The organism is Burkholderia sp. BDU5, assembly GCF_001522845.1.
GTDB lineage: Bacteria > Pseudomonadota > Gammaproteobacteria > Burkholderiales > Burkholderiaceae > Burkholderia > Burkholderia mayonis.
Genome location: NZ_LOWC01000046.1, coordinates 36,801 through 58,645, shown reverse-complemented (window position 1 = coordinate 58,645; position 21,845 = coordinate 36,801). Strand labels below are relative to the sequence as shown.

Sequence of the window (21,845 nt, the reverse complement as noted above, 5' to 3'; positions counted from 1 at the left end):
AAAAGCGGGCGCGCATTGCACAACCTGTCGGATAAGCCTTCGCGGGAGCCGGACGATTCCGGCGCGCTTGCAAAAATCCCGGCAGAAAGGCGAATAAAGCAGACAAATCGCCGAACTTGCCGGGAATCCGTAGCGCATCGCGATCAAAGGCGCGGCCGCGCCGCGCTTCTGCCGCAAGGGCTTATCCAACAGGTTGCCGCTATTCTACCGTGCCGGCCAGCGGATGTGGCGCAACCCGCTCGCAATGGGGCTCTAGCGCGCGGTTTCGACGCGGTGGGCGGGCCGTGATGCCTTGCCCGTACGGGCTTGCCGATCTGTCGCTTTCTGCCGGGGCGTTCCGGCACTCCGACACTCCCGCGGCGCCCCGAGCGTCCGGCGGCTATCCTGCCGCGCGATCTCGCGTCGTCGGTCCGGCGTCTTCGTGAACGCATGCCGGGCACGCAGGCCCGCGCCGGGCCGGAATGCCGATGCCCCGCGCGTCAGCGCCCTCCCGCCGGCCCGTCGATCAGCACGTAGCCGCGGCTGCGGCCGCCGTTGTCCGCGTCGGCCGTGTTCATCGCCGCGTACAGATCGGCCGTCTTCACCCAGACAGGCGGATATTTGTAACGGGACACGTCGAGGATCAGGAAGCTGTCGGCCGCGGCGTCGTACGCGCCGAGCGGCGAGATGTGGCCGCCCGTCTGCTGGCCGAGCCGGCTGCGCAGGTAGTTGACGAGCACGTAGCGCCCCGGACGGCCGAGATGCGCGGCCGCGTCCGCGCGAAACGCGTCGACCGACACGTCCGACGCATGGCGCACGTCTCCGCTCGCGCCGAGCGCGTTCGCGAGCGCGCCGAGCTGATCGAGCGTCATTCCGCGCTGCTCGATCTGCGCCCGCGGGCGAATCTGCTCGGTCGTGTCGTTGAGCACGTTGTCCTGCGTGAAATAGTGGAACGGCGGATATTGCGCGGCGGCGGGCGCCGGCACGCGCAGCGCGTTCAGCACCATCACGAGCGACGCGACGCCGCAATAGCTCTCGGTCTTCTGCGTGACGAAATGACTGCCGAGCGGCACGTATGCGCTGTACGCGCCGCTCTCGGCGAGCATGCGTTCGCCGGCGCCGCTGCCGAGGTCGATCAGGCTGCCGGGCAACGGCAGGCTTTGCGCGGCCGCGCGGCCGATCAGCGCGAGCGCGACGAGCACGACGCCAACGAGTCTTTTTGTCACGATCGTTCCTTGGTCGTTTGACGAGCGGAGCGCCGCGTGCGGGCGCCCGCACGAGCATAGCGCGAAGCCGGCGGCGACGCCGCGCGAGGTGAACGACGCGAACGAGGTGCGCGAGGCGGCACGAAGAGGCACGTCCCGCCCGCGCCGCCGCCCTACGACGCGCGCGTCGCGCCGCCGCCCACTCGCCGCGACTCAACGGGCGAAGTCCGCCGTTTTCTTGACGAATGCGGCCAGATTCCCGATGTCGAAGCTGCCGAAGCCCGCTACCGGATCCCAGCCGGCACCCGCCTTGTAGCCGTAGCCGCCCGAGCCGTTGTTGCCGGATTTCACGTCGTGCACCAGTGCACCGTTGGACGGAACGTAGCGATAGAGACTCGCGAGCGGAAAGCCGAGCCGGTTGCCGTTGTCGGATTGCATGCGCGCCCAGATGCCGGCGAAGATCGGCGCCGCGAGGCTCGTGCCGCCCCACTGCTCGGTCTCGCCGTTCACGTAGACGTGCGCGCCGCTGCGGCCGTCCGCATCGAACGCGACGTCGGGCACCGCGCGCGTCTTGCTCGACGTGCCGAGCACGCCTCGCTGCCAGGCCGGCACCGCTTCGTTCTTGCTGTAGCCACCGCCCGTCGCCCACAGGCGCTGCGTGCCGTCGTAGCTGCCATACGGGTCGTACACGCCGATCGGCTGCAAGCCCTCATTCCACGCGACTTCGCCGGCGTACGCGCCCGTCGACTTGTCTGTCGACAGCGTCGTGCCGCCAACCGCGACGACGTACGGCGACGTCGCAGGCTCGCTCACCGAATAGTCCGACCGCGCCGGCACGCCCTGCCCACCGGAAATGCGGCTCACGCTGCACTCGTACGCACCGGCGTCGCCCGCCGCGACGACGAACGTCTGCCCCTGCGCGACGGCGCTCTTGAAGATCCGGTCATCGGCCGCCTGCGTGCCGGACGAGCGCGCACCCGCCTCGCATACGCCGAGCGACACGTTGATCACCTTCGCGACGTTGTCGACGACCGCGCGGTTGTACGCCTCGGTGATGTCGGTCAACAGCATCGACGGCGCCGCGTAGAACACGAGCCCCTTCACTTCGCCGCCCGCCGCGCCGACGATCGCCTGGCTGTCCATGTCCCACTCGCTCAGGCCCGCGTTGTCGCTGTAGTCGCTGCCGGGGGGCCCGGTGCGCGTGACGGTCGCCGCCACGCGCGCGAGCCCCGCTTTCGCCGTGAACGCATCCAGATCTCGCACCACGGGCCTCGCGTCGCCCGCCATGATGACGCCGACCGTCGTCTGCGACGCCGTCGGCGTCGAGCCCGCGCGATAGATCCGCGAGAACTCGAGCGGATCGTGGCCCGTCAAGACGGGCGTGCCGCTCGCAGCGGCGGTCGCTTCGCTCGCGCGCGCGGCGAGCGACGCCTTCGCGCCGCCGACGGCGCCCGTCACGGCCGCCTGGCGGTTGTACGTGTGTGCGAGCGTCGCGCTGTCGAGCCCGAGCACGGCGCCGACGATGCCGCCGAGTTCGGCCGGCACCTGAGCCGCGTCCTGGTTCGCATACACGCGCCGGCCTTCGAGCGTGAAACTCTTGAGCCGCGTGTTGAACGCCGTCCGGACCGCCTCGGCGGTTCCCGTCGCCGAGATCAGCAGCCGATTCGGCGACACCTGGATGTCGCGAAACCCGGATTTGCGCAAATGCGCTTCGACGAGCGCGACCTGCCGTTGCGTCGGTGCATACTGCGCGGCGAATTCGGCCGGCGTCAGATGCTTGCCGTACGCAGCGCTGCTGGGCGTATGCAGATCGCGCAGAAAGCGGTCGAGCTTCGCCTCGTCGTTGAGATTGAGACTGACGACGACCCGCACCGGCTGGCCGGGCGCCGTATCGATCGCCTTTCCGGCCGCGGACGTTGCCGCGAACGCCTGCGAAGCGGCGAGCGCCTGCTGCGGAAAAGCCGGATACGCGCGGGTCTGCGTGTCGACCCACGCCGACGCCGCGGCGTGCGCCGTCAGCGTCGTCGCGGCTAAAAACGTCGCCGCGTAAATCGCATGCTTCGATTGCGAAGCGCGAGGATTGGCCCATCTTCTTGACGTCATTTCGTCGTTCCTCATTTGATTTGAATAAAGTCAAAACACAATGAAATCGAACCGCCGAACTGCCCGAGCATCACTGCCGCCACGACTGCTGTCCGCACGCAGGAAGGCCCGCTCTCCCGGCCCTGCCTGCGCGACGGCAAGCGAACGCACGCGCCCGACCCTCGGCACTCGCTCCGGACCGATCCGTCGATTCGCTCATTAAGAAGGATTCCGAATCGATTAACGCAATTGAAACGATTCGTTTCACTGAACACCGATACGAGAACAATCGCTTGACGATACGAATCCGGTCAGCGCCGCCGTCTTTCGAACAACATTACGGAATATTACAGATCATTTCAATGAATGCGCGCATCGACTATTGCTTAATCCGCAAATGCTTATCGTTCAATCCGGATTAATCGTTCGCCGCGAGCGCCGACGGCAGGACGTTTCGTCATCGGCCGCCCCGCGCCGTCATCGCGCCGAACGGCGCGCCCGCGCCTGCTAGAATGGCCGCTTCGGCCGCGCGCGGCCGCCACGCACACGCTCGACGCTTCGATTCATGCTTCCAACCGTATTCATCGTCTCCGACGGCACCGGGATCACCGCCGAAACCTTCGCGCATTCGATCCTGTCCCAGTTCGACCAGAAATTCCGGCTCGTGCGCGTGCCGTTCATCGATTCGCTCGAGAAGGCGTACGGCACCGTCCAGAAGATCAACGACGCCGCGCAGCACGACGGCCGCCGGCCGATCGTGTTCACGACGCTCGTCGACGGCGAATCGAACGAGATCGTCAAACGCTCGGATGCGCTCGTGCTCGACATGTTCCAGCGTTTCGTCGAACCGCTCGAGCAGGAACTACAGTTGAAGTCGAGCCATGCGATGGGGCGCGTCCACCAGAACGCGGACACCGAGGAATACAAGACGCGGATCGAAGCGATCAACTTCTCGCTCGCGCACGACGACGGTCAATCGAACCGCAATCTCGCCGACGCCGACGTGATCCTGATCGGCGTGTCGCGCAGCGGCAAGACGCCGACGAGCCTCTACCTCGCGATGCAGTACGGCGTGAAGGCGGCGAACTATCCGCTGATTCCGGAAGACTTCGAGCGCGGCAAGCTGCCGACGCCGCTGCACCCGCATCGCGACAAGCTGTTCGGGCTGTCGATCGATCCACTACGGCTCTCCGAGATCCGCAACGAGCGCCGCCCCGGCAGCAAATATGCGGCGCCGGAGAACTGCCGCTACGAAATCAACGAGGCAGAAGCGATGATGCGGCGCGAAGGAATCAAATGGCTGTCGTCGACGCACAAGTCGATCGAGGAGATCGCGACGACGATCCTGCAGGAAATCAAGCTCGAGCGGCAGTCGTATTGACGCCGGACCGCGATGCGCGTCACCCGCCGCACAGCCGATCAAAAGCGCGACACCGACTTCACCTGGCATTGCGCCCCGAGCCGTGCGCCGCGCCCACTCGAAACAAAGAAGGAAAATGAAGCGTGCGAGCGTCACGCGCCGTGCACGCGTTGCTGCCGGCACTGCTCGAAAAGACAAATTGCCGCCGCAGCAGCCACGTTCAACGATTCCATCCCGCCCGGCTGCGGAATCGTCACGCGATGCGTCGCCGCGTCGCGCCAGCGCGCGGACACGCCCGCCCCTTCGTTGCCGAACACCCACACGACCGGCCCGGAAAGGTCGCATTCGTAGATTGCGCGCGCGCCATGCGAATCGGTCAGCGCGACCGGAACCGCGAGCCGCTCGATTAGCGTATCGGCGTCGACGTTCTCGTGGATGTCGAGCAGGAAATGCGCGCCCATCGCCGAGCGCAACACCTTCGACGACCACGCGTACGCGGTCCCCGGCGCGCAGAACACCTGCTGCACGCCCGCCGCGGCCGCGCTGCGCAGGATCGAACCGACGTTGCCCGCATCCTGCACGCCATCGAGCACGACCGACGTGTCCGCGACGCGCTCGGGCAGCGCGGGCGCCGGCCGCTCGACGAGCAGCAGCAGGCCGACGCCGTTGACGACGTTCGACAGTTGTCCGAACAACGCATCGGGCAGCGTGACGAGCCGCGCCGGCTCGACGCGCCCGACGATCTCGCGCGCCTCCGCGTGCGCGAGCGCGCCGTCGGTGACGACGCACAGCTCAGGCTGCCCGGCCGCATCGAGGTACGCGCTCGCGAGATGAAGCCCCTCGAGGAGCGCCTGGCCGCCGCGGCGCTGCTGATGGGTCGAGCCCGCGAGCGCCTTCAGACGCTTGTACAGCGGATTGTCACGGGACGTGATCGCTTTCATCGAATCAGATCGAGTGCCTCGCGCACCGGCGCGAACGAACGGCGGTGATGCTCGCACGGACCGTGCTCGCGCAGCGCCGCGAGATGTCGCGGCGTGCCGTAGCCGGCGTGCACGTTGAACCCGTACATCGGGAATAGTTCATGCAGATCGACGAGCATCCGGTCGCGCGTGACCTTCGCGAGAATCGACGCGGCCGAGATGCTCGGCACGAGCGCGTCGCCGCCGACGATCGCCTCGCTGCGAATCGACAGCGTCGGGCAGCGGTTGCCGTCGATCTTCGCGAGCGTCGGCCGCACCGCGAGTCCTTCGACCGCGCGCTTCATCGCGAGCATCGTCGCGTGCAGGATGTTGAGCGTATCGATCTCGTCGACGCTCGCCGATGCGACGCAGTACGCGAGCGAATGCGCGACGATCTCGTCGAAGAGCCGCTCGCGCTTCTTCGCTGACAGCGCCTTCGAATCGTCGAGCCCTTCGATCGGCGCCGCCGGATCGAGCACGACCGCCGCCGCGACGACCGGCCCGGCAAGCGGGCCGCGCCCGGCTTCGTCGACGCCGCAGACGATCTCGCCCGGCGCGTCGAAATCGAGCGCCGGCTGGGCCGTCGCACCGGCCGCGGCCTCACGTGGCTTGCGAGTCGCGGCCATCAGCGCGGCTTCCTGGCTTCGATCACGCGCGCAACGGCCTCGGCCGCGCGCTGCGCGGTGTTCTGGCGCAACGCAAGATGCATGTCGGTGAAGATTTCGGTGAGCGTACGGCGGTTCGCATCGTCGCGCAGCTGGGTGAGCGTCGCGTCAGCGAGTGCGTCGGGCGTCGCGAAATGCTGCAGCAGCTCGGGCACGACGAAGCGGCCCGCGAGAATGTTCGGTAGTCCGACGTACGGCAGATAGCCCTGGCGGCGCATGATCTGCCCCGTCAGCCAGGGCACCTTGTACGAGATCACCATCGGCTTCTTGAGGAGCGCCGCCTCGAGCGTCACGGTGCCGCTCTTCACGAGAATCGCATCGGCCGCAGTCATCGCGACTTGCGCGCGGCCCTCGGTCAGCGTGACCGACAGTTTCGGATGCGCATCGACGAGCGGCTGCAGCAGCTCGCGCAGCGCGGGCGTCGCGGCCGGCACGATGAAGCGCACGCCTGGCTCGCGCTGCTGCATCAGCTCCATCGCCGCGAAGAACGTCGGGCCGATCAGCTCGATCTCCGAGCGGCGGCTGCCCGGCAGCACCGCGATCACGGAGCCGCTTTCCGGCAGGCCGAGCGCGATCCGCGCGCCGTGCATGTCGGGTTCGAGCGGAATCTCGTCGGCGAGTGGATGACCGACGAACGTCGCCGCGACGCCGGCCTTCTCGAGCAACTCGGGCTCGAACGGGAACAGGCACAGCATGTGGTCGACGGCCTTGACGATCTTCTTGATGCGTCCGCCGCGCCACGCCCAGATCGACGGGCACACGAAGTGGATCGTCGGAATGCCGGCGCCGCGCAGCGCCTGTTCGAGACCGAAGTTGAAATCGGGCGCGTCGATGCCGACGAACGCGTCGGGCGGCTCCGCGAGCAGTTGGCGCTTCAGCTCGCCGCGAATGCGCAGGATCTCGGGGATGTGCTTGAGCGCCTCGACGTAGCCGCGCACCGCGAGTTTTTCCATCGGCCAGTGCGCGTCGAACTCGACGGCGGTCATGCGCGGCCCGCCGATCCCGTAATAGCGGGACGATGCGGGCAGCTGCGCGTGCAGCCCGCCGAGGAGCGACGCGCCGAGCAGATCGCCCGACGGCTCGCCCGCGACGAGCGCGACGCGCAGCGGTGTGGGTTGGAACGCCATCGCGTCAGCGAATGATGCCGCGCTGCGACGTTTCGACGAAGTCGACGAGCGCCTTGACGGCCACATCGCCGTCGCCGCCCGCTTGTGCGAGCTCGCGCAACTGGACCTTCGCCTCTTCGAGCGACAGACTGTTCTTGTACAGGATCCGATACGCACTGCGCAGCGCGGAAATCGCATCCGGCGAGAAGCCGCGGCGGCGCAGCCCCTCGACGTTGATCCCGTGCGGCTCGGCCTTGTTGCCCGCAGCGATCACGAACGGCGGAATGTCCTGCACGAGCGCCGACGCGCCCCCCAGCATCGAATGCGCGCCGATCCGCACGAACTGATGGACCCCCGACATCCCGCCGACGATCGCCCAGTCGCCGATTTCGACGTGGCCCGCCATCTGCGCGTTGCTCGACAGGATCACGTGGCTGCCCACGCGGCAGTCGTGGCCGATGTGGACGTACGCCATGATCCAGTTGTCGTCGCCGAGCGTCGTGACGCCCGCGTCCTGCACGGTGCCCGTGTGGATCGTCGTGAATTCGCGAATCGTGTTGCGATCGCCGATCACGAGCTTCGTCGGCTCGCCCTGGTACTTCATGTCCTGCGGGCGGCCGCCCACCGACGCGTAATGGCCGATGCGATTGTCTTCGCCGATCGTCGTATGGCCTTCGATCACGCTGTGCGAACCGACCGTGGTCCGCGCGCCGATCGTCACGTTCGGACCGACGACCGCATACGGGCCGATCTCGGCCGTCTCGTGGAGCTGCGCGCCCGGCTCGATGACCGCCGTGGGGTGAATCCTGCTCATGCGCCGTTGCCTCTCAATGTGTGTGTCGCGTTGCGTAGCCGTTGCGTGCCGCGCACGCTCAGGGCGCCGCGTCGGCCGTCTTGACCGTGCACATCAGCTCGGCTTCCGCCGCGACCTTGCCGTCCACTTCCGCGACGGCCTTGAACTTCCAGATGCCGCGAATGTAACGCTCGAACGTCACGTTCAGGATCAGCTGGTCGCCCGGCTCGACGACGCGCTTGAAGCGCGCGTTGTCGATGCCGACGAAGTAATACAGCGTGTTCTCCGGATCCTTCGGTTCCGCCTCGGCGAACGTGAGGAGCGCGGCCGCCTGCGCGAGCGCCTCGATGATCAGCACGCCCGGCATCACCGGCCGCTTCGGAAAGTGGCCCGTGAAGAACGGCTCGTTGACCGTCACGTTCTTCAACGCTTTGATGGACTTGTGCGGTTCGAGTTCGAGCACGCGATCGACAAGCAGAATCGGGTAGCGATGCGGCAGCAGCGTGAGGATCTTGTGGATGTCGAAGTTGATTTTTTCAGTGCTCATGATGGTTCGTCTCACGCAATGGCTGCGCGGTGATGACTGCAAATGCTGATGCGGGCCGCATCGGGGAAAGCGGCGCGCGGTTCGGTCGATCGGCGCGCCGGGCAGCCTGCGAGCGCTGCCCGGCGCTGCCCGGTCGACGTGAAATCATGCGCCGTCGGCGTCGCCTTCCCGTGCGGTCAGCGCAGTTTCGAGCGCCTTGATCCGATCGCGCAACTTGTCGAGGTTGCGCACGAGCGCCGCGCTCCTGTTCCAGTCGCCGTGCTCGACGGCCGGAAACGCGCTCGTATAGATACCCGCCTTCGGCAACGACTTCGATACGCCCGACTTCGCGGTGACGATCACGTCATCGCCGAGCGTCACGTGCCCGGCGATGCCGACCGCGCCGCCGATCATGCAATGCCTGCCGATCGTCGTGCTGCCCGCGATGCCCGCGCAGCCAGCGATCACGGTGTACGCGCCGATCCGGCAGTTGTGGCCGATCTGCACGAGGTTGTCGATCTTCACGCATTCCTCGATGACGGTGTCCGCCATCGCGCCGCGGTCGATCGTCGTGTTCGCGCCGATCTCGACGTCGGGACCGACCTTCACGCCGCCGACCTGCGGAATCTTGACCCAGGCGCCCGTGCGCGCGTCGCCTTCGCCGACGAAATCCGGCGCGAAGCCGAAGCCGTCGGAGCCGATCACGGCGCCCGAATGGACGATCGCGCGCGGCCCGAGCGTGCAGCCGTAATAGATCGTGACGTTCGGATACAGGTGCGAGTCGTCGCCGATCCGCGTGCCGCGGCCGACGAACGCGTTCGCGTCGAGCTGCACGCGTTCGCCGATCACGGCGCCCGCCTCGACGGTCACGTGCGGGCCGATCACGGCGCTCGCCGCGATTTGCGCGGCGGGATCGATCGTCGCGCTCGGATGCACGCCCGCGGCGCGCTGCGGCGCGGCGAGATCGATGAACATCTGCGCGACGCGCGCGAAATAAGCGTAGGGATTCGGCGTGACGATGAAATGGCGGCCGTTTGCGGCCGCGCCGAGCTTCTCGAGATCGCGCGGCGCGATCAGCACCGCGGCGGCGCGCGTCGTCTCGACCTGCGCCAGATACTTCGGATTCGCAAGGAACGCGAGCTGCTGCGGGCCCGCCTGATCGAGCGGCGCGAGACCGCCGACCTCGCGCCGGCCGTCGCCGACGATCTCGCCGCCGAACCGCGCGACGAGCGCCTCAAGCGTCAATGCCATTCGACGTTCGCTCCGTTCAGTTCGACAGGCTGGAAGGCGATGCGAGCGCCTTCAGCACCTTGTCGGTGATGTCGATGCGCGGACTCACGTACACTGCTTCCTGCACGATCAGATCGTAGTTCTGCTGCTCGGCGATCTGCTTGATCACCTTGTTCGCCTTGTCGAGCACCGCCGCGAGCTCTTCGTTGCGGCGCTGGTTCAGATCCTCGCGAAACTCGCGCTGCTTGCGCTGGAAATCAGTGTCGAGCTGCGAGAGATCGCGCTGCTTCTGTGCGCGGTCGGCGGCCGACATCGTCTGGCCGTTCTTGTCGAGCGAATCGGACAACGACTTCAGGCGCGCGGCCATGTCCTGCAGATCCTTGTCGCGCTTCGCGAACTCGGCCTCGAGTTTCGTTTGCGCGGCCTTCGCGGGCGCCGACTCGCGCAGGATCCGGTCCGAATTGACGGCCGCGATGCGCGCGACGTCCTGCGCATGCGCGACCGTCGCGCCGAGCGCGGTGGCAAGCGCCAGCGCGCACATCACTCGTTTCGAAAACTTACCGGTTAGCAAGATTACCCTCTCGATGCTGTAGTCAGTGCCTGATCGATCAGAACGCCGTCCCGATCTGGAACTGGAATTTTTGATATTGATCGCCTTCGTGCTTCTGCAGCGGGAAACCCAAGCTCAGCTTGAGCGGCCCGATCGGCGAAATCCACGCGAGACCGATACCGTAGCCGTAGCGCAGGCCGTTCGCGCCCGTGCTCGTGCCGCCCGGGGCATTGCCCCAGACGTTGCCGCCGTCGAGGAACGTGAACACGCGCAGCGTACGGTCGTAGCCCGTGCCCGGCAGCGGGAACGTCAGCTCGATGTTGCCGACGATCATCTTCGAGCCGCCGATCGGATCGTTCGTCTTGGTGTCGCGCGGGCCGAGCGAGCTCGGCTCGTAGCCGCGCACGGAGCCGATACCGCCCGCGTAGTAGTTCTTGAAGATCGGGTACGGATTGCCGATGCCGTTGCCGTAACCGCCTTGCAGGTTCAGGCCCAGGATGAAGCCGCGCGCGAACGAATAGTAGTACTGCGCCTGCACGTCCGCTTTGTAGTACTGGATCTTGCCGACCGGCACGCCATATTCGATGTTCGCCTGCGTGAAGTAGCCGCGGCTCGGGATCAGCGCGCTGTCGCGCGCGTCGCGCGACCACGCGACGGTCAGCGGCACCGTGTTCGACACGCGGCCGAACTGCTGCACGTAGTCCTGATACGACTGCGGCGTGTTCGAATCGACATCGAGACGGTTCTGCTCGAAGCCCGCGCCGAAGTACACGGTGTCGGTTTCCGAGAACGGGATGCCGAACTTCAGGTTGCCGCCCGCCGTGATGATCCGGAAGCTCGAATTCGTCGAGTAATAGAGCGGCTGGTACGTGCGGTAGAACACATCGGTGATCCGCTTGATGCCGTCGACCGTGAAGTACGGGTCGACCTGCGTGACGGTCAGCGTGCGGTAGCTCTTCGCGGTGTTCACGTTCACCGAGAGGCTCGTGCCCGAGCCGAACACGTTGTCCTGCGAGATGCCGGCCGACAGCACGACCTTGTCCGTCGACGAGAAGCCCGCGCCGAGCGTGATCGCACCTGTCGGCTTTTCGGCGACCTTCACGTTCACGTCGACCTGGTCGTTCGTGCCTTCGACGGGCACCGTCGTCACGTCGACGTCGGTGAAGTAGCCAAGACGATTGATCCGGTCCTTCGACAGCGCGAGGCGGCCCGAATCGAACCACGAGCTCTCGAGCTGACGCATTTCGCGGCGCACCACTTCGTCGCGCGTGCGCGTGTTGCCGACGATGTTGATCCGGCGCACGTACACGCGCCGGCTCGGATCGACGACGAGCGTGAGGCCCACCTTGTGCGTCGCCTGGTCGATCTCCGGCTGCGCGTTCACTGTCGCGAACGCATAGCCGTATTGACCGAGCTTGTCGACGATCGCCTTCGTCGTCTGCTGCAGTTTCTCCGCCGAGAAGCGGTCGCCCGGCTTGACCTTGACGAGCTTCTCGAGCTCCGCCTGGCGGTCCAGCAGATTGCCCGCGAGCTTCACGCTCGATACCGTGTACGGCTCGCCTTCGTGCAGCGTCACCGTCAGGTACATGTCCTTCTTGTCCGGCGAGATCGACACCTGAGTCGACTCGATGTTGAACTCCAGATACCCGCGGTTCAGGTAGTACGAGCGCACGTTCTCGAGGTCGCCCGTCAGCTTTTCCTTCGAGTACAGATCGTTCTTCGTGTACCACGAAAACCAGTTCGGCGTCGACAGCTGCATCTCGTCGCGCAGCGTACCCGTGCTGAACGTCTTGTTGCCGATGAAGTTGATCTGGCGGATCTTCGCGCTCGGGCCTTCGGCGACCGCGAACAGAATTGACACGCGGTTCGCGTCGACCGGCGTGACCGTCGTCGACACTTCCGCCGCGTAGAAGCCGCGCGTCAGGTACTGGCGCTTCAGCTCCTGCTCCGCCTTGTCGACGAGCGCCTTGTCGTAGTAGCGGCCCTGCGACAGGCCCACGGCCCTCAGCGCCTTGTTCAGGTTGTCCTTGTCGAATTCCTTGATGCCGGTGAAATCGATCGAGGCGATCGCAGGACGCTCCTGCACCTGGACGATCACGACGCCGCCCTGCGTCGCGATCCGCACGTCGTTGAAGAAACCCGTCGCGTACAGCGCGCGAATCGCTTCGGATGCCTTGTCGTCGGTGAACGTGTCACCCTGCTTGATCGGCAGGTACGCGAACACGGAACCCGCTTCGACGCGCTGCAAGCCTTCGATCTTGATGTCCTGCACCACGAAGGGCGCCGTTGCGTGTGCCGCGAGACCATGCGCGGCGAGCGCCGCGGCAGCAACCGTCTTAGGTACGAAGCGATGAGGTTTGAACAACATGCATCCCCAGTGTTTAAGCTTGCATCAGATCAGGCGGCCGCCCTTGCGGCTGCCGCCCGACGCGTCAAAAATGAATTAACCGAGCCAGATCGTTGAACAGCGCGATCGCCGACAATGCGACGATGCAGATCAATCCCGCTCTTTGCAGAATCAGTTGCCAGCGCTCCGATACAGCCTTGCCGGTCGCGGCTTCAACCAGATAATATAACAGATGCCCCCCGTCCAAAACGGGAATCGGCAGCAAGTTCAGCACGCCGAGGCTAATGCTGACAAGGGCGAGAAACGATAGGAACGCCGACCATCCGAGCCGCGCGCTCTTGCCTGCATAGTCCGCGATCGTCACCGGCCCGGACAGATTCTTCAGCGACGCTTCGCCCGTCACCATCCTGCCGAACATCTTCAGCGAGTACACCGCGATGTCCCACGTGCGCCGTGCGCCGAGCTCCACGCTCTCGAGCGCGCCGTAGCGCACGTCGACGGATGGCGTCCTCAATGCGAGCGCCGCGCCGATGCGGCCCACTTCCTTGCCCGTTTCGTCGTCGCGCTTCGCTTGCGGAACGATCGACACCGTGCGCTCGACGCCCGCGCGCTCGATCCGCAGCGACAGCGTGCGGCCCGCGTGCGCCTTCACGTCGTCGATGAAGCGCGTCGAGCCGCCGATGCGCGCGCCGTCCAGCGCGACGAGCTTGTCGCCCGGCTGCAGCCCCGCTTGCTGCGCGGCACCGCCCGGCAGCACCGACGTCACCGTCAGCGAACCGCCGCCCGGCTCGAAGCCGAGATGCGCCATGAAATCGTCGTCGACCTCGCGATCGGCGATGCCGCGCAGATCGACGCGGAAATCGTACGTCGCGCCGTCGGCGCGATTGCGCGCGCCGAGCACGATGTCCTTATGGTCGAATGCGGCGCCGAGCAGCTTCCAGCGCAGCTCGGACCATGAGCGCACCGGCTCCGCCTCGCCGCCACGCGCGTCGCGGATCGACACGATCGTTTCGCCGCCGTCGAGGCCCGCGACCGCAGCGGGCGTGCCGGCCGCGGGCGGCGCGACGATCGCCGCGGGCTCCGTCACGCCGGTCGCGAACACGAGCGAAAAGAGCGCGATCGCAAGCAGGAAATTCGCGATCGGCCCTGCCGCGACGATCGCGATGCGCTTGCCGACCGATTGCCGGTTGAATGCGCGCGGCAGCTCATCCGCGCGAATGCCGTCGCCGGGATCGCGCTCGTCGAGCATCTTCACGTAGCCGCCCAAGGGCAGCGCGGACAGCGTCCACTCGGTGCCCGTCTTCTTGCTGACCCAGCGCGCGACGGGCGCGCCGAAGCCGATCGAGAAGCGCAGCACCTTGACGCCGCACCAGCGCGCGACGCGGTAATGCCCGTACTCATGCACGACGACCAGCACGCCGATCGCCACTGCGAATGCGATCAGTTCGACCAGCACGTTCATGACAGCCCCATTCAGACGGTGCGCTCCACGCCGGGCGCGCTCAGCTTTTCGATGAACGCCATCGCCGCGCGGCGTGCGTCGGCGTCGGCCTCGACGACATCGTCGAGGCCGCTCGGCGTGCGGTTGGAGAGTCCGCTCAGCACGGCCTCGACCGTCTGCGCGATCGCCGTGAAGCGGATGCGGCACGACAGGAATGCGTCGACCGCGATCTCGTTCGCCGCATTGAGCGCCGCGCTCGCGACGCCGCCCGCCTCGAGCGCCTGGATCGCGAGCGCGAGACACGGGAAGCGAGCGTAGTCGGGCTTCTCGAACGTGAGCGACGCGATCTGCGCGAGATCGAGCTGCGCGACGCCCGCGTCGACGCGCTCGGGAAATGCGAGCGCGTGCGCGATCGGCGTGCGCATGTCGGGATTGCCGAGCTGCGCGAGCACCGAGCCGTCGCGATACGACACGAGCGAGTGGATCACGCTCTGCGGATGGATCAGCACGTCGATGCGCTCGCCCGGCAGGCCGAACAACCAATGCGCCTCGATCACCTCGAGGCCCTTGTTCATCATCGTCGCCGAGTCGACCGAAATCTTCCGGCCCATCACCCAGTTCGGATGCTTGCATGCCTCGTCGGGCGTCACGTCGGCGAGCGTCGCGGGCTCGCGCGTGCGGAACGGGCCGCCCGACGCGGTCACGATGATCTTCGCGATCCCGCCGTGCTCGGCCGCGTCGCGCGGCATGCACTGGAAGATCGCGTTGTGCTCGCTGTCGACGGGCAGCAGGATCGCGCCATGGTCGCGCACCGCGTCCATGAAGATCGCGCCCGACATCACGAGCGATTCCTTGTTCGCGAGCAGGACGCGCTTGCCCGCGCGTGCGGCGGCGAGGCTCGGCGCGAGCCCCGCCGCGCCGACGATCGCCGCGACGACCGTGTCGCAGCCGTCGCTCTTCGACACGTCGACGAGCGCCTGCCTGCCGTGCGCGACCTGCGTCTTGCTGCCCGCGGCGCGCAATTGCGCTTCGACCCGTGCAGCGGTTTCGGCGTCGCCGACCACCGCGACGTCGGGCGCAAAGCGCAGACACTGGGCGACGAGCTTGTCGCCGTTGCGGTGAGCCGTGAGCGCGTGAACCGCGAAGCGCTCCGGATGACGCGCGACAACGTCGAGCGTGCTGTCTCCGATCGAGCCCGTCGAACCGAGCAATGTCAGACGTTTTTGCATAATGGTGTCTAGTTTTAACCGAGCAGCAGCAGTGCGAGCGGCAGCACGGGCAGCAGCGCATCGACGCGGTCGAGCACGCCGCCGTGGCCCGGCAGCAGGCCGCTCGAGTCCTTCACGCCCGCCTGGCGCTTCAGCAGCGACTCGAACAAGTCGCCGATCACGCTGAACGCGACGAGGAGCGTCAGCGCCGCAAATGCGCCCGCCGCGCCGTAATGCGCGACGAACGCCGAATAAAGGGTCGGTTCAAAGGCGTGCGCCGCGACGGCCGCGCCAGCGACGATCATCACCGCGAGCCAGCCGCCCGCCGCGCCTTCCCAGGTCTTGCCGGGGCTGACGGACGGCGCGAGCTTGTGCTTGCCGAACCCCTTGCCGGCGAAGTATGCGCCGATATCGGCGAGCCACACCACCAGCAGCAGCGACAATACGAAGGGTACGCCTTCCGCGCGCGCCGCGACGAGTGCATGCCAGCATGCGGCAAAGACGACGAGGCCCGCCACGAGCAGGAACGGCTTCCACGCGCGTTCGGCGAGCGCCGGCTTGCGCCAGAGCGCATACGGGCCGGCCAGCAGCCAGAACACGCCCGCCGCCTCGAAGAGCGGCCGCGCGGCCTGCGCGCCGATGCCGAGCCGCGTGCTCGCCGCGAGCGCGAGCGCCGCGACGATCGCATAGACGACCGAGCCGACTCCGCCCAGCTTCAGCAACCGCCCCCATTCCCACGCGGCGAACACGAGCACGAGTGCGATCAGCGCGCCGAACGCGGAAAGCGGCGCGTACAGCGTCACGGGCAGCAGCACTGCCAGCAGCACGAGCGCCGTGATGACACGGGTCTTCAGCATGAAAGAGAGTCGGCGTCCTGAGCCTGGGGTTCGAGCTGCGCGCTCGTGCGGCCGAAGCGGCGTTCGCGGTGCGTGTACGACGCGAGCGCCTCGGCGAGCGCGTTTGCGTCGAAATCCGGCCAGAATTTGTCGGTGAAGTAGAACTCGGTGTACGCGAGCTGCCAGAGCAGGAAATTGCTGATCCGCTGTTCGCCGCCCGTGCGGATGAAGAGATCCGGCTCCGGCGCATAGGCCATCGCCAGATGGCGGGCGAACGCGTCCTCGTCGACTTCGGCCGCGCGCCCTTCTCGCGCCGCCTCGTCGACGAGCTTCTGCGTCGCCTGCAGGATGTCCCAACGGCCGCCGTAGTTCGCGGCGATCGTCAGCGTGAGGCGCGTGTTGCGCGCGGTCTTCGTTTCCGCGCGCCGGATCAGCGCCTGGATGCGCGGTTCGAACTTCGACAGATCGCCGATGACGCGCAGCCGGATGCCGTTCGCGTGCAGTTTGCCGACCTCGCGCTCGAGCGCGGTGATGAACAGGCGCATCAGGAACGACACCTCGTCGTTCGGCCGGCGCCAGTTCTCGGAGCTGAACGCGAAGAGCGTCAGGTATTCGACGCCCGCCCGCGCGCATCCTTCGACGACCGAGCGCACGGCGTCGACGCCGCGCGTGTGCCCTGCGACGCGCGGCAGGCGGCGCTCGGTCGCCCAACGGCCGTTGCCGTCCATGATGATCGCGATGTGACGCGGCACGGCGGCGGCGTCAGGCACGCGAACGGTAGAGCTGGTATAAGTCATGGCCGCTGAGACTGTGGCTGCAGGAAAAAGTGCGACAAGGCGGCGTCAGACCGTCATGATCTCCGCTTCCTTGCTCTGGACGAGCTTGTCGATCTCCGCGACGTGCTTGTCGGTCAGCTTCTGCACGTCGTCGCCCGCGCGGCGCTCGTCGTCCTCGGAGATTTCCTTGTCCTTCACGAGCTTCTTGAGCGCTTCGTTCGCGTCGCGGCGCAGATTGCGGATCGCGACCTTCGCGGTCTCGCCTTCGCTCTTGACGACCTTCGTCAGCTCGCGGCGGCGCTCTTCCGTCAGCGCCGGCATCGGCACGCGGATCAGGTCGCCCGCCGTCGCCGGGTTCAGGCCCAGGTCGGCTTCGCGGATCGCCTTCTCGACCTTCGCGACCATGTTCTTTTCCCACGGCTGCACACCGATCGTGCGCGCGTCGACGAGCGTCAGGTTCGCGACCTGCGAGATCGGCACCATCGAACCGTAGTAGTCGACCTGCACGTGATCGAGCAGACCGGTATGCGCACGGCCCGTGCGGATCTTCGCCAGATCGTTCTTGAACGCTTCGATCGAGCGCTGCATCTTCTGCTCGACGCCCTTCTTGATATCAGCGACACTCATTTCAACCTCCGAACCTTCCGAACTTCAAAACGATGCGGGCAATGGCCAAAGGCGGCGCACGGCGCCGCCGCTTCCCGCATCGGCGAGAGTTTACACGTGGACGAGCGTGCCCTCGTCCTCACCTTGCACGATACGTTTGAGCGCACCCGGCTTGTTGATCGAAAACACGCGAATCGGCAGCTTCTGGTCGCGGCAGAGCGCGAACGCCGTCGCGTCCATCACCTGCAGGTTGCGGCCGATCGCTTCGTCGAAGCTGATCGACGAGTAGCGCGTCGCGGACGAATCCTTTTTCGGATCGGCCGAATAGACGCCGTCGACCTTCGTCGCCTTCAGCACCACTTCGGCGCCGACTTCCGAGCCGCGCAGCGCGGCCGCCGTGTCCGTCGTGAAAAACGGGTTGCCCGTGCCCGCCGCGAAGATCACCACCTTGCCCTCCTCGAGCTGGCGGATCGCGCGCGGGCGGATGTACGGCTCGACCACCTGGTCCATCCGCAGCGCCGACTGCACGCGCGCCTCGATGCCCGCGTGGCGCATCGCGTCCTGCAGCGCGAGCGCGTTCATCATCGTCGCGAGCATCCCCATGTAGTCCGCGGTCGCGCGATCCATGCCGGCCGCACCGCCCGCGACGCCGCGGAAGATGTTGCCGCCGCCGATCACGACCGCGAGTTGCGTGCCGAGACGCACGACTTCCGCGATGTCGGCAACCATCCGCTCGATCGTCGCACGATTGATGCCGAAGGCATCGTCGCCCATCAGCGCTTCGCCGGAAAGTTTGAGGAGGACGCGTTTATAGGCATTGGGCATAGGGACTTCCGAGCGACGAGAGGATGACAAGCACGAACTGTAGGGGCGAAATGCTGATTCGAGCAAGCGCCGCCGGGCCGGGCTGGCTGAAAGCCCCGTCCGGCGGCGCTGCCGGCCGCAGCGGAACGGTCGTCCGCCGCGGGTCAAGCGTACTGCTGGTTACCGCTTTTACGACTGGTTACTGCTGCTTGGCCGCGGCGACCTGCGCGGCCACTTCCGCCGCGAAGTCGTCCTGACGCTTCTCGATGCCTTCGCCGACGACGAAGAGGGCGAACTTCTGCACCGCCGCATTCGCGGCCTTCAGCATCTGCTCGATCGTCTGCTTGTCGTTCTTCACGAACGGCTGGTTCAGCAGCGATACTTCCTTCAGGAACTTCTGGACGCTGCCGTCAACCATCTTCGCGACGATCTCGGCCGGCTTGCCCGATTCCGCGGCCTTCTGCTCGGCGACGCGGCGCTCCTTCTCGATCAGCTCGGCGGGGACTTCGTCAGCCGACAGCGAGACTGGCTTCATTGCCGCGACGTGCATCGCGACGTCCTTGCCGACCTGCTCTTCCGCGCCCGTGTACTCGACGATCACGCCGATGCGGCTGCCGTGCAGGTACGTCGCGAGCTTGTTCGACGTCTCGACGCGCACGAAGCGGCGGATCGAGATGTTCTCGCCGATCTTGCCGACGAGTGCGAGGCGCACTTCGTCGACCGTCTTGCCGTCGAGCGGCAGCGCCGACAACGCGGCGACGTCGGCCGGGTTCTGCGTCGCGACGAGTTCGGCGATGGTCTTCGCGAACGCGTTGAAGTCGTCGTTCTTCGCGACGAAGTCGGTTTCGCAGTTCAGTTCGACGAGCGCGCCCGCATGGGCGCCGACGAACGATGCGACGATGCCTTCCGCCGTCACGCGTGACGCGGCCTTGCTGGCCTTGTTGCCGAGCTTCACGCGCAGCAGCTCTTCAGCCTTGCCCATGTCGCCGTCGGCTTCCGTCAGCGCCTTCTTGCATTCCATCATCGGTGCGTCGGTCTTCGCGCGCAGTTCTGCCACCATGCTTGCGGTAATTGCCGCCATCATTCGCTCCTTGAGTCTGTATTCACAACGCCGCCCGCACTTCGACGCAGGCGGCAGGCATTCGTTTCCGGGCATTCGCGCATTTTTCGCTCGGCGTCGGCCCGGATCGGCCACCCGAAAAAAGCGGCTTAAAAAAAGGGGGCCTGTTGAGAGCCCCCTTTTTGCGCCGGCTCGGGGCCGGTTACGCGTTTTCCTCGACGTATTCGTCGTCGCCGCGCGCCGCCTGGACCACTTCGTTGACCGCGTTCGCACGGCCTTCGAGGATCGCGTCGGCCACGCCTTCGGCGTACAGCGCGACAGCCTTGCTCGAGTCGTCGTTACCCGGGATCACGTAATCCACGCCTTCCGGCGAGTGGTTCGTATCGACCACGGCGATGACCGGCACGCCGAGCTTGTTCGCTTCGGTCACGGCGATCTTGTGGTAGCCGACGTCGACGACGAAGATCGCATCCGGAATGCCGCCCATGTCCTTCACGCCGCCGATCGACTTCTGCAGCTTCGCGATTTCGCGTTCGAACAAGAGCGCTTCCTTCTTGCTCATCTTCTCGAGCTCGCCCGCCTCGACCGACGCTTCCATGTCCTTCAGGCGCTTGATCGATACCTTCAGCGTCTTGAAGTTGGTCAGCATGCCGCCGAGCCAGCGTGCGTTCACGTACGGCATGCCCGCGCGCAGCGCTTCCTGGGCGATCGTGTCGCGCGATTGGCGCTTCGTGCCGACGAAGAGGATCGTACCCCGATTCGCTGCGAGCTGACGCACGTACTTCAGCGCGTCGTTGTACATCGGCAGCGTCTTTTCGAGGTTGATGATGTGAATCTTGTTGCGGTGACCGAAGATGAAGGGGGCCATCTTCGGGTTCCAGAAGCGCGTTTGGTGACCGAAGTGGACACCGGCTTCCAGCATTTGGCGCATCGTGATTGCCATTTGTATATTTCTCCACGAGGGTTTGGGTCTTAAGCCGGCTGCCGTATCATGGCGCGACGGCGGGCACTGTCCCGCTCCGTTCGCGCCGCGACACCCTGGGTGCGCCGGCTTGCGATTCGGCGCGCGCCTCGAAAACCACTCGAAAGCTTCGCGCCGCCAGCCTTCGCCGCAACCGCCGCGCCTCGAACGAAAACGCCAACGAACTCCAACCGTTTCCGTGCCAGGCAAAAATAGCGATTTCAGCGCCGACTTAGCCAATAAGTATAGCACGCGGGTATGACGGCTCTCAAGTCGCCCGCCGCCTATCGCCCGCGGACGCCCGCACGGCCCGCCACGCAACGACTTCCGCGCGGCCCGCGCCACCGTGCCGGATTTCGCGCCGCGCCCGCCCGCAAAAGGCTGCGACAGCAGGAATAAGGTGCGATAATTATCAAATTCACCGCATTTCAGGCACCGACTCATGGCCATTACGCTCAAAAACGAACACGACATCGCACAGATGCGCATCGCCTGCCGTCTCGCGAGCGAAGTGCTCGACTACATCACGCCGCTCGTCGTCGCGGGCGTGACGACGGGCGAGCTCGATCGCCTCTGCCACGAGTACATGGTGAACGTGCAAGGCACGGTCCCCGCGCCGCTCAACTACCAGCCGCCCGGCTACCCGCCGTTCCCGAAGGCGGTCTGCACGTCGGTCAACGACGTGATCTGCCATGGCATCCCGGGCGACAAGACGCTCAAGAACGGCGACGCGCTCAACATCGACGTCACCGTCATCAAGAACGGCTATTTCGGCGACACGAGCCGGATGTTCATCATCGGCGAAGGCTCGATCCTCGCGAAGCGCCTCGTGCAGACCACCTACGAATGCATGTGGCTCGGCATCGATCAGGTGAAGCCCGGCGCGCATCTCGGCGACATCGGCCACGCGATCCAGAAGCACGCGGAGGCGCAGGGCTACAGCGTCGTGCGCGAATACTGCGGCCACGGGATCGGCACGGTGTTCCACGAGGATCCGCAGGTCGTCCACTACGGGCGGCCGGGCACCGGCATCGAACTGAAGCCCGGCATGATCTTCACGATCGAGCCGATGATCAACGCCGGCAAGCGCGACATCCGCACGATGCCCGACCAGTGGACCGTCAAGACCCGCGACCGCAGCCTGTCCGCGCAGTGGGAGCATACGATCCTCGTGACGGACACGGGCTACGACGTGCTGACGGTGTCGGCCGGCACGCCCGCGCGGCCGACGTTCGCTGCGCCGGCCGCCGCGGTCTGAGCGCCGCCGCGCGCCGCGTCCCGTTCCGTCCGCTTCGCCCAATTAATTAGCCAGGTAGCCGCCCGCGTCGCCGCGCGCCCCCCGTTCAACCGC

At 66.4% G+C, this 21,845-nt stretch carries 19 protein-coding genes and 1 pseudogene; 2 read left to right on the top strand and 18 right to left on the bottom strand.

Annotation, left to right across the window (positions count from 1 at the left end; translation table 11 throughout):
* Nucleotides 1–479 precede the first annotated feature (479 nt).
* Nucleotides 480–1,291, bottom strand: a pseudogene (locus tag WS69_RS09335) (phytochelatin synthase family protein); the annotation flags it as partial.
* A gap of 106 nt (nucleotides 1,292–1,397) precedes the next feature.
* Entirely contained in the window at nucleotides 1,398–3,302 is a 1,905-nt protein-coding gene (locus WS69_RS09330) for a S53 family peptidase (RefSeq protein ID WP_059470502.1), read from the bottom strand.
* A gap of 529 nt (nucleotides 3,303–3,831) precedes the next feature.
* On the opposite strand from WS69_RS09330, the gene ppsR reads away from it, so the two are divergent.
* Complete coding sequence (gene ppsR, locus WS69_RS09325) at nucleotides 3,832–4,647, top strand: posphoenolpyruvate synthetase regulatory kinase/phosphorylase PpsR (RefSeq protein ID WP_059470501.1); 816 nt, start codon at nucleotides 3,832–3,834, stop codon at nucleotides 4,645–4,647.
* Nucleotides 4,648–4,778: 131 nt separating this feature from the next.
* On the opposite strand, the gene WS69_RS09320 is transcribed toward ppsR, so the two are convergent.
* The 16 genes from WS69_RS09320 to rpsB all read right to left on the bottom strand — a co-directional run bounded on the left by WS69_RS09320 (nucleotide 4,779) and on the right by rpsB (nucleotide 20,476).
* Complete coding sequence (locus WS69_RS09320) at nucleotides 4,779–5,567, bottom strand: TrmH family RNA methyltransferase (RefSeq protein WP_059470500.1); 789 nt, start codon at nucleotides 5,565–5,567, stop codon at nucleotides 4,779–4,781.
* Entirely contained in the window at nucleotides 5,564–6,211 is a 648-nt protein-coding gene (gene rnhB / locus WS69_RS09315; RefSeq protein ID WP_059470499.1) for a ribonuclease HII, read from the bottom strand. The genes WS69_RS09320 and rnhB overlap by 4 nt, the downstream gene beginning before the upstream one ends.
* Nucleotides 6,211–7,377: a lipid-A-disaccharide synthase gene (lpxB, locus tag WS69_RS09310; RefSeq protein WP_059470498.1), complete on the bottom strand. Its 1,167-nt coding sequence runs from the start codon at nucleotides 7,375–7,377 to the stop codon at nucleotides 6,211–6,213. Before lpxB ends, rnhB begins: the two co-directional genes overlap by 1 nt.
* 4 nt (nucleotides 7,378–7,381) lie before the next feature.
* On the bottom strand, nucleotides 7,382–8,170 hold the full coding sequence (lpxA, locus tag WS69_RS09305; RefSeq protein ID WP_059470497.1) for an acyl-ACP--UDP-N-acetylglucosamine O-acyltransferase: 789 nt from the start codon (nucleotides 8,168–8,170) through the stop codon (nucleotides 7,382–7,384).
* Nucleotides 8,171–8,228: 58 nt separating this feature from the next.
* On the bottom strand, nucleotides 8,229–8,696 hold the full coding sequence (gene fabZ / locus WS69_RS09300) for a 3-hydroxyacyl-ACP dehydratase FabZ (protein ID WP_006026072.1): 468 nt from the start codon (nucleotides 8,694–8,696) through the stop codon (nucleotides 8,229–8,231).
* Between the two features lie 144 nt (nucleotides 8,697–8,840).
* Entirely contained in the window at nucleotides 8,841–9,926 is a 1,086-nt protein-coding gene (gene lpxD, locus WS69_RS09295) for a UDP-3-O-(3-hydroxymyristoyl)glucosamine N-acyltransferase (protein ID WP_059470496.1), read from the bottom strand.
* Nucleotides 9,927–9,942: 16 nt separating this feature from the next.
* A complete protein-coding gene (locus tag WS69_RS09290) occupies nucleotides 9,943–10,446 on the bottom strand; it encodes an OmpH family outer membrane protein (protein WP_059470495.1) in 504 nt (167 codons plus the stop codon).
* Nucleotides 10,447–10,513: 67 nt separating this feature from the next.
* A complete protein-coding gene (bamA, locus tag WS69_RS09285; RefSeq protein WP_059470494.1) occupies nucleotides 10,514–12,823 on the bottom strand; it encodes an outer membrane protein assembly factor BamA in 2,310 nt (769 codons plus the stop codon).
* Nucleotides 12,824–12,887: 64 nt separating this feature from the next.
* Nucleotides 12,888–14,264 (bottom strand): RIP metalloprotease RseP, encoded by a 1,377-nt coding sequence (gene rseP / locus WS69_RS09280; RefSeq protein WP_059470493.1) that lies wholly within the window; start codon nucleotides 14,262–14,264, stop codon nucleotides 12,888–12,890.
* A gap of 11 nt (nucleotides 14,265–14,275) precedes the next feature.
* Nucleotides 14,276–15,472, bottom strand: a complete 1,197-nt coding sequence (locus tag WS69_RS09275; RefSeq protein WP_059470492.1) for a 1-deoxy-D-xylulose-5-phosphate reductoisomerase — start codon at nucleotides 15,470–15,472, stop codon at nucleotides 14,276–14,278.
* 14 nt (nucleotides 15,473–15,486) lie between these two features.
* Nucleotides 15,487–16,308: a phosphatidate cytidylyltransferase gene (locus WS69_RS09270; protein WP_059470491.1), complete on the bottom strand. Its 822-nt coding sequence runs from the start codon at nucleotides 16,306–16,308 to the stop codon at nucleotides 15,487–15,489.
* Nucleotides 16,302–17,084, bottom strand: a complete 783-nt coding sequence (locus WS69_RS09265; protein ID WP_059470490.1) for an isoprenyl transferase — start codon at nucleotides 17,082–17,084, stop codon at nucleotides 16,302–16,304. Before WS69_RS09265 ends, WS69_RS09270 begins: the two co-directional genes overlap by 7 nt.
* 45 nt (nucleotides 17,085–17,129) lie before the next feature.
* Nucleotides 17,130–17,690, bottom strand: a complete 561-nt coding sequence (gene frr, locus WS69_RS09260) for a ribosome recycling factor (protein ID WP_059470489.1) — start codon at nucleotides 17,688–17,690, stop codon at nucleotides 17,130–17,132.
* A 90-nt stretch (nucleotides 17,691–17,780) separates the two neighbouring features.
* The gene (gene pyrH, locus WS69_RS09255) at nucleotides 17,781–18,494 is read right to left on the bottom strand and encodes a UMP kinase (RefSeq protein ID WP_010104618.1); all 714 of its coding nucleotides are present in this window, start codon (nucleotides 18,492–18,494) and stop codon (nucleotides 17,781–17,783) included.
* Nucleotides 18,495–18,672: 178 nt separating this feature from the next.
* Nucleotides 18,673–19,554, bottom strand: coding sequence for a translation elongation factor Ts (gene tsf / locus WS69_RS09250; RefSeq protein WP_059470488.1), 882 nt, complete (start codon nucleotides 19,552–19,554; stop codon nucleotides 18,673–18,675).
* Nucleotides 19,555–19,735: 181 nt separating this feature from the next.
* The gene (gene rpsB, locus WS69_RS09245; protein ID WP_059470487.1) at nucleotides 19,736–20,476 is read right to left on the bottom strand and encodes a 30S ribosomal protein S2; all 741 of its coding nucleotides are present in this window, start codon (nucleotides 20,474–20,476) and stop codon (nucleotides 19,736–19,738) included.
* Nucleotides 20,477–20,936: 460 nt separating this feature from the next.
* Here rpsB and map point away from each other — a divergent pair, with 460 nt between their 5' ends.
* Nucleotides 20,937–21,752, top strand: coding sequence for a type I methionyl aminopeptidase (map, locus tag WS69_RS09240; protein ID WP_059470486.1), 816 nt, complete (start codon nucleotides 20,937–20,939; stop codon nucleotides 21,750–21,752).
* Nucleotides 21,753–21,845 lie beyond the last annotated feature (93 nt).